This window comes from Streptomyces lycii (assembly GCF_009735685.1).
In the GTDB taxonomy this organism is placed as follows: Bacteria; Actinomycetota; Actinomycetes; order Streptomycetales; family Streptomycetaceae; genus Streptomyces; species Streptomyces lycii.
Genome location: NZ_WHPN01000176.1, coordinates 1 through 7,699 on the forward strand (window position 1 = coordinate 1; position 7,699 = coordinate 7,699).

Below are 7,699 nucleotides of genomic sequence, written 5' to 3' on the forward strand. Positions count from 1 at the left end.
CGGCCCCACCGGCCCGACCGGCAGCGGCGACCGCGCGCCCCGCGCGGGCTACGCCAGAAACCCGCGCGGCCTACGCCAGAAACCCGCGCAGCAACGCCGCCGTCCCCGCGCAGTGTTCCCGCATCACCCTCCGCGCCGTCTCCGCGTCGCCGTCCAGCACGGCCCGCACCAGCGCCGTGTGCTGGGCCTGCGAGTGCTCCAGATTGCGGACCAGCAGCGGTATGCAGTCCAGGAGTTCGTTCACCCCGGCCCGTACCGCCGCGTACTGCGCGGCCAGCGAGGGGGAGCCGCTCAGCTCGGCCAGCGTCAGATGCAGCAGCGTGTCCCGCCGCCGGTAGTCGGCGAGCGGCGCGTCGTGGGTCGCGGCCAGCGCCTCCCGCAGCCGTTCCGCGCGCTCGCCCGCGGGCCGGTCCGCGGCGCACAGCCCGGCCGCCCCGACCTCCAGCACCTCGCGGAAGCGCAGCGCGTCCTCCAGGTCGACCGAGGCCGTCCGGCGCCGCAGTTCGGCCGCTCCGCCACCGGCGGTCCCGGGCCGGGGCAGCACGAACGTCCCGCCGTACCGCCCGCGCCGGCTCTCCAGCAGCCCCTGCTCGGCCAGCACCTTCAGCGCCTCGCGCAACGTCACCCGGCTGATCCCCAGCCGCTCCGCGAGCTCCCGCTCGGCGGGCAGCCGGCCGCCCTCCGGCACCAGGCCCAGCCGGAGCACCCGGAGTATCTGCTCCAGCGCCTCCTCGAAGCCGTTGCCGCGCACCGGCCGCAGCACGGTCGCCAGCCGGTCCCCGGCCTCCGCTCCCGACGCGTGGCCCTCGCTCATCGGCACCTCTTCCCCGTCAAAGGTCTGAAGGTCTACCTTAAACCGGGCGCGCATCGGCGCCCCTACCGAAGCCGGGAGGTCTTCCGTGGCAGACCGCAAGCCCCCGCTCGCCGTCGGCGAGCTGCGCCGCCTCGTCGACAGCGGCGGGATCGACACCGTCGTCCTCGCCTTCACCGACATGCAGGGAAGGCTCCAGGGCAAGCGGTTCGCGGCCCCGTTCTTCCTCGACACGGTGCTGGAACACGGCAGCGAGGGCTGCAACTACCTGCTCGCCGTCGACGTCGACCTCAACACCGTCGACGGCTACGCCATGTCCTCCTGGGAACGCGGCTACGGCGACTTCTGCATGCACGGCGACCTCGCCACCCTCCGCCGTACGCCGTGGAACCCCGGCACCGCCCTGCTCACCGCCGACCTCGCCTGGCACAACGGCTCCCCGGTCACCGCCTCGCCGCGCCAGGTGCTGCGCCGTCAGCTGGACCGGCTCGCCGAGCACGGCTGGACCGCGCAGGCGGGCACCGAACTGGAATTCATGGTCTTCCGGGACACCTATGAGGAGGCGTGGTCCCGCGGCTACCGCGGCATGACCCCCGCCAACCAGTACAACGTCGACTACTCGGTCCTGGGCACCGGCCGCGTCGAGCCCCTGCTGCGCCGCATCCGGAACGAGATGGCTGCCGCGGGCATGACCGTCGAGTCCGCCAAGGGCGAGTGCAACCTCGGCCAGCACGAGATCGCGTTCCGCTACGACGACGCCCTCACCACCTGCGACCAGCACGCCGTCTACAAGACCGGGGCCAAGGAGATCGCCGCCCAGGAGGGCATGGCGATCACCTTCATGGCGAAGTACGACGAACGCGAGGGCAACTCCTGCCACATCCATCTCTCGCTGCGCGACGAGGACGGCCGCCCCGTGCTCGCCGACGGCGACGGCGAGCACGGCATGTCGCCGCTGATGCGCCACTTCCTCGCCGGACAGCTCGCGGCCCTGCGGGACTTCACCCTCCTCTACGCCCCCAACATCAACTCCTACAAGCGGTTCCGCCCCGGCTCCTTCGCCCCCACCGCGGTGGCCTGGGGCCCCGACAACCGCACCTGCGCGCTGCGCGTCATCGGCCACGGCCACTCCCACCGGCTGGAGAACCGGCTGCCCGGCGGCGACGTCAACCCGTATCTGGCGGTGGCCGGCATGGTCGCCGCCGGGCTGCACGGCATCGAGCAGCGGCTGGAGCTGCCGGACGCCTGCACCGGCAACGCCTACGCGGGGGACGCCGCGCACGTACCGGCCACGCTCCGGGAGGCCGCCGACCGCTGGGAGGCCAGCCCGCTCGCCCGGGCCGCGTTCGGTGACGAAGTCGTCGAGCACTACCTGCACATGGCCCGTGTCGAACAGCAGGCCTACGACACCGCGGTCACCGACTGGGAACGCTTCCGCTCCTTCGAACGCATGTGACCGCCGCGAACACCCCACACCAGGAGCACCACGTGCACGAGCTTCAGGTCATCGACCCGGCGACCGAGGAGCTGGTCGCCACCGTCCCCGCCGCGACACCGGACGACGTCGACGCCGCCGTCACCCGGGCCGCCCGCGCCGGACGGACATGGGCCGCGCTCGCGCCCGGCGACCGGGCCCGGCTGCTGCGCCGCTTCGCCGAGACCGTCGACGGACAGCTGGAGGAGCTGGCGCGGCTGGAGGTCCGCGAGGCGGGCCACCCGATCGGCAACGCCCGCTGGGAGGCGGGCAACGTCCGCGACCTGCTGGACTACGCGGCCGGCGGGGTGGAGCGGCTGACCGGAGAGCAGATCCCCGTCGCCGGCGGCCTGAACGTCACCTTCCGGGAGCCGCTCGGTGTCGTCGCCGTCATCGCCCCCTGGAACTTCCCCATGCCCATCGCCGCGTGGGGCACCGCACCCGCCCTGGCCGCGGGCAACGCCGTCCTGCTCAAACCGGCCGAGTCCACCCCGCTGACCGCGCTGCGGCTGGCGGAACTCGCCCTGGACGCGGGGCTTCCCGAAGGGCTCTTCCAGGTCCTGCCGGGGGAGGGACCGGTCGCCGGGAAGGCCCTGGTGGACCACCCCGGCACCGCCAAGGTCGTCTTCACCGGGTCCACGGCCGTCGGCAAGCAGGTCATGGCGGCGTGCGCGGACCGGGTGAAGCGGGTGACGCTCGAACTCGGCGGCAAGAGCCCGAACATCGTCTTCGCCGACGCCGACGTGGAACGCGCCGCGGCCGCCGCCCCCGGCTCCTTCCTGGACAACACCGGCCAGGACTGCTGCGCCCGCAGCCGCATCCTCGTCCAGCGGGAGGTGTACGACCGGTTCATGGAACTGCTGGAGCCCGCGGTCCTCGCCTTCCGGACCGGGGACCCCTCCGACCCGGACACCGCCATGGGCCCGCTGATCTCCGCGGCCCAGCGGGACCGGGTCCGGTCCTATGTCGGCGAGGACGCGCCCGCCGCCATCCGCGGCGGGATTCCGGACGGCAAGGGGTTCTGGTATCCCGCGACGGTTCTGGAGGGTGCCGCGGGCGGCGGCCGCGCGGCGGTGGAGGAGATCTTCGGCCCGGTCGCCGTCGTCCTTCCCTTCGAGGACGAGGCCGACGCCGTACGGCTGGCCAACGCGACCGACTACGGGCTCTCGGGCTCGGTCTGGACCCGCGACGTGGCCCGGGCGCTCCGCGTCTCCCGGGCAGTCGCCGCCGGCAACCTCTCCGTCAACTCGCACAGCAGCGTGCGCTACTCGACGCCCTTCGGCGGCTACAAGCAGTCCGGCCTCGGCCGCGAGCTGGGCCCCGGCGCGCTCGCCGCGTTCACCGAGACCAAGAACGTCTTCATCAGCACCGACGACGCCTGAGCCCAGAGGAGACAGCAGTGACCGAAGTGACCGAGCAGTCCGCGTGCCGCCGTCTGGTGGGCCGTACCGCGGTCGTCACCGGCGCCGGCAGCGGCATCGGCCTGGCCTCCGCCCGCCGGCTCGCCGCCGAGGGCGCGCACGTCGTCTGCGCCGACATCGACGAGACCACCGGCAAGGCCGCCGCCGACGCGACCGGCGGGCTGTTCGTACGGACCGACGTCACCGACGAGGAACAGGTCCGGGCACTCTTCCGGGCGGCGTACGACACCTACGGCTCCGTGGACGTCGCCTTCAACAACGCCGGGATCTCGCCCCCCGACGACGACTCGGTCCTCGACACCGGCCTGGAGGCGTGGCGGCGGGTGCAGGAGGTCAACCTCACCTCCGTCTTCCTGTGCTGCAAGTACGCCATCCCGTACATGCGGGAGCAGCGGCGGGGTTCCGTGATCAACACCGCCTCCTTCGTCGCGAGGATGGGCGCGGCCACGTCCCAGATCGGCTACACCGCGTCCAAGGGCGGGGTCCTGGCGATGTCCCGGGAGCTGGGCGTGCAGTTCGCCCGGGACGGGATCCGGGTCAACGCGCTGTGCCCGGGCCCGGTCAACACCCCTCTGCTGAGGGAACTGTTCGCCAAGGACCCGGAGCGGGCCGCGCGCCGCCTGGTGCACGTGCCGGCGGGCCGGTTCGCAGAGCCCGAGGAGATCGCGGCGGCCGTCGCCTTCCTGGCCAGTGACGACTCCTCGTTCGTCAACGCCGCGGACTTCCTGGTCGACGGCGGTATCGCGGGGGCGTACGTGACGCCGCTGTAGCCGATCGCGCAGAGCGGTGTACGCGCCGTAATGCCCGGCCTTAAGGTGTGCGCCGTGAGGATGACGACTCCACCCGGGTGGTATCCGGATCCCGGACACAACGGCGGCGCCCCGCAACCCGAACGCTGGTGGAACGGATCCGCCTGGACCGAGCACACGCGTGAGGCGCGGATCGCCGACGGGCCCGAACGCCTCCGCTCGGGCGGGTTCTTCGAGCCGCCGCCCGAACCGCCGGCCGGAGCGGGCGGCTACGGCCGGCCGGAGTCCCTGCGCGGCGCCCACCGCAGGGCGGAGACGGTCGTCGCCCTCACCGTGCTGGTGCTGATCCTCGCGGCCGTCGGCGGCATCGTGTGGCTGGGGGCCGAGACGGAACGGCGGAACACCGCCGCGCCCTGGCCCGCGCCGACCGCCCCGGCCGAACCGGGCCCGGAGGACCGGCCGGGCGGCGGGGGCGGCTTCGGCGACGAGAGCGGCCCGCAGAACGAGGACGGCGGACGCGGCGGGGAGGAGGGCGGCGGCGAACCGGTGCCGCCCGGGCCGGCGGACCGGGCCATGGACGCCGTGAACGGCATCTACCTCCCGGTGCCCGAGGGCTGGGAGGGCCGCAGCGGCTCGGCCGGCGCGGGCCTCACCACCGGCCCCTACGCCTGCCCCGGCGACGACGAGCTGCGCTGCGTGCGCGGCGGCGTGAACTCCCTGGCGGCGGACGGCTACGACGCCACGACCGCGAAGGGCATCGCGGAGGAGGACATAGCGCTCAACGCCGAGGAGTCGTACGGCAAGAGCCCGACGACCGGGGACGAGGCGTACGGCGGCATCGAGGACGAGCAGGAGGTCGCGTCGGAGCCGGTGACGGTCGCGGGGGAGCGGGGCCACCTGGTGCGCTGGAAGCTCGACACGGCCGACGGGGCCGGGGGGTACGTGCAGTCCCTGGTCTTCCCGTCGCCGCTGGACGAGGACCGGTTCGTCGTCGTCCGCTTCGGGTTCGACGCGAGCGACGAGGCGCCGCCGCTGTCCGTGATGGACGAGATCACCGAGGGCATCGAACCGCTGACCGGAGGCGCCGTCCCGGACGGCCGCGCGGTCTGACGGCCCGTGACCCGTGCGGGCGGGACCGGTGCCCCGGAGGGGCACGGAGACGGGGACCGCGGGGGCCGGAAACCGAGGCCGGTGGCTGCCCCCGGAGGCAGGCAGCGGCGGGCCCCGCGGCCGGTGGTCCGCCGCCGGAGCCACACCGAGGAGGGGCCGGGGCCGTACGAACGGCCCTGACGACGCGGGTCCGTGACGATGTGAGCCGACGAGGAGGCGGGCCGGCGAGGACGCGGGTCGGTGACCACGTGGGTCCGGGGACACGGCCGTCGGACGGACTGCCTCCGGGGACGGACTGCCTCCGGGGACGGCCCGCCTCCGGGGACGGCCCGCCTCCGGGGACGGACGGGACCCGGGCGAGCGGGCGTTGAGACGGCGGGCCCCCGGATGACGCGCGCCCCCCGATGACCACGGGGGCCGCCCGGAGAGCGAGCCCTCCGGAGACCGAGGGGAACGAGCCCTCAGAGAAACGTGTGTCCCTCGCCCCGGTACGTCGGCACCGTGTCCACGACCCGGTCCCCGTCGACCAGCAGCAGTTCCTCGAACCGCTCGCACAACTCCCCGGCCTTCGCGTGCCGGAACCACACCTTGTCGCCGACCCGCAGGCCGTCGGCGGCGGGCCCGAGCAGCGGGGTCTGCACCTCGCCCGCGCCCTCCTGCGGGTCGTACCGCAGCCCCCGCGGCAGATACGGCACCGGCAGCCGGTCGGCGCCCGGCGCGCCCGACGCGGGCAGTCCGCCGCCGAGCACGGTCACCACACCGGGCCCCGGACGCCGGACGACGGGCTGCGCGAAGAGGGCTGCCGGAGAGCCGCGGAAGGACGTGTAGTGGTCGAACAGCCGCGGCACGAACAGACCGGAGCCCGCCGCGATCTCGGTCACCGCGTTCTCGGCCGCGGTGTGCTGGACGCTGCCCGTGCCACCGCCGTTGACGAACTCCAGGCCCGGTGCCACCGCCCGTACCGCGCGGACCGCCTCCGCGCGCCGGGCCGCCAGCTCCCGCCGGGCCGCCGCCTGCATCAGCCGCACCGCCCGGGACCGCACCGGGCGCCCCGGGACGGCGTCCCCGACCCCCGCGACATGGCCCTCGTACGCCATCAGCCCGGCCAGTGTGAAGCCGGGGCGGCGGACCACCGTGCGGGCCAGCCCGGCCAGCCGTTCCGGTGTGTGCAGCGGGGAGCGGCGCGCGCCGACCCTGACCCGGCCGCCCAGCAGCCGCAGCGAGGTGTCCAGTTCCAGGCAGACGCGGACGTCCTCGCGTCCGTCCGCGCCGCGGGCGGCGTCGATCAGGTCGAGCTGCCGCGGGTCGTCCACCATGACGGTCACCGCCGCGGCGAGCCCGGGGTCGGAGCAGAGCTGGGCGAACCGGGCGCGGTCGGCCGACGGATAGGCGAGCAGCACGTCCCGTACGCCGGACCGGGCGAGCCACAGGGACTCGGCGAGGGTGAAGGACATGACGCCGGCGAAGCCCTCCCGGGCCAGGACCCGTTCGAGCAGCGCCCGGCAGCGCACCGATTTGGTCGCGACCCGGACCGGCTTGCCCCGCGCGCGCCGTACGAGATCCGCGGCGTTGGCGTCGAACGCGGCGACGTCGACGATCGCCAGCGGAGCGTCGAAGCGGGCGGTGGCCCGGTCGTAACGCTCCCGGTCCGCCACCGCCCCGGGAGCAGAAGTAGACATGTGTTCACCTTGCCAGAACAGGATACGCCCTGGACAGGGGAGCGGTCGGGGCAAACCGGCCATGCTCGCGGAGCGGTTGCCGATCCGGTCGCGGCGCGTCGTAGAGTGACGCGGACACCGCGGCCCACCGGGGCGGCGGGCGATCCGACAGACGAACAGGCCTGCCCCGGAAGGTGGTCGGCGGGCATCGCAGCGCACGGACGAAGGGGGGCGGATGAGCGCCGAGGCCCCTCGCACGCCCGCCGAGCCGCCGCCGCCCCCGCCGCCCGGCAGCAAGCCGCTCCCGATCCCGCCACCGAAGCCGCGCCACCGGCCGCGGTCCGCCCAACCGGCGCCCCGTGAGGGCGCAGACCGGTTTGCCGGGGCGTCCGGCGGCGGCGACACCGGTTCCCCGGCGCGTGCCGACACGGGGTCCCCGGCGGGTGATGACGCGGGCTCCCCGACGCGCACTGACG

The 7,699-nt window shown here is 74.7% G+C and carries 6 protein-coding genes; 4 read left to right on the forward strand and 2 right to left on the reverse strand.

The features are described from left to right. Positions 1-70 precede the first annotated feature (70 nt). Entirely contained in the window at positions 71-814 is a 744-nt protein-coding gene (locus tag GCU69_RS07280; protein WP_098751042.1) for a FadR/GntR family transcriptional regulator, read from the reverse strand. A gap of 85 nt (positions 815-899) precedes the next feature. On the opposite strand from GCU69_RS07280, the gene GCU69_RS07285 reads away from it, so the two are divergent. Genes GCU69_RS07285 through GCU69_RS07300 form a run of 4 tightly spaced genes read left to right on the forward strand, consistent with a single transcriptional unit; the run spans position 900 to position 5,565 of the window. Continuing rightward, the gene (locus tag GCU69_RS07285) at positions 900-2,267 is read left to right on the forward strand and encodes a glutamine synthetase family protein (protein WP_156205450.1); all 1,368 of its coding nucleotides are present in this window, start codon (positions 900-902) and stop codon (positions 2,265-2,267) included. A gap of 32 nt (positions 2,268-2,299) precedes the next feature. Continuing rightward, positions 2,300-3,667: an aldehyde dehydrogenase family protein gene (locus tag GCU69_RS07290; RefSeq protein WP_328629983.1), complete on the forward strand. Its 1,368-nt coding sequence runs from the start codon at positions 2,300-2,302 to the stop codon at positions 3,665-3,667. Between the two features lie 26 nt (positions 3,668-3,693). Continuing rightward, positions 3,694-4,476: a 3-oxoacyl-ACP reductase gene (locus tag GCU69_RS07295; protein WP_156205453.1), complete on the forward strand. Its 783-nt coding sequence runs from the start codon at positions 3,694-3,696 to the stop codon at positions 4,474-4,476. Positions 4,477-4,536: 60 nt separating this feature from the next. After that, positions 4,537-5,565, forward strand: a complete 1,029-nt coding sequence (locus tag GCU69_RS07300) for a DUF2510 domain-containing protein (protein WP_098751039.1) — start codon at positions 4,537-4,539, stop codon at positions 5,563-5,565. 461 nt (positions 5,566-6,026) lie between these two features. Here the strand turns inward: GCU69_RS07300 and GCU69_RS07305 are convergent, their stop codons facing one another. Continuing rightward, positions 6,027-7,244: an amino acid deaminase/aldolase gene (locus GCU69_RS07305; RefSeq protein WP_156205452.1), complete on the reverse strand. Its 1,218-nt coding sequence runs from the start codon at positions 7,242-7,244 to the stop codon at positions 6,027-6,029. Between the last annotated feature and the right edge of the window lie 455 nt (positions 7,245-7,699).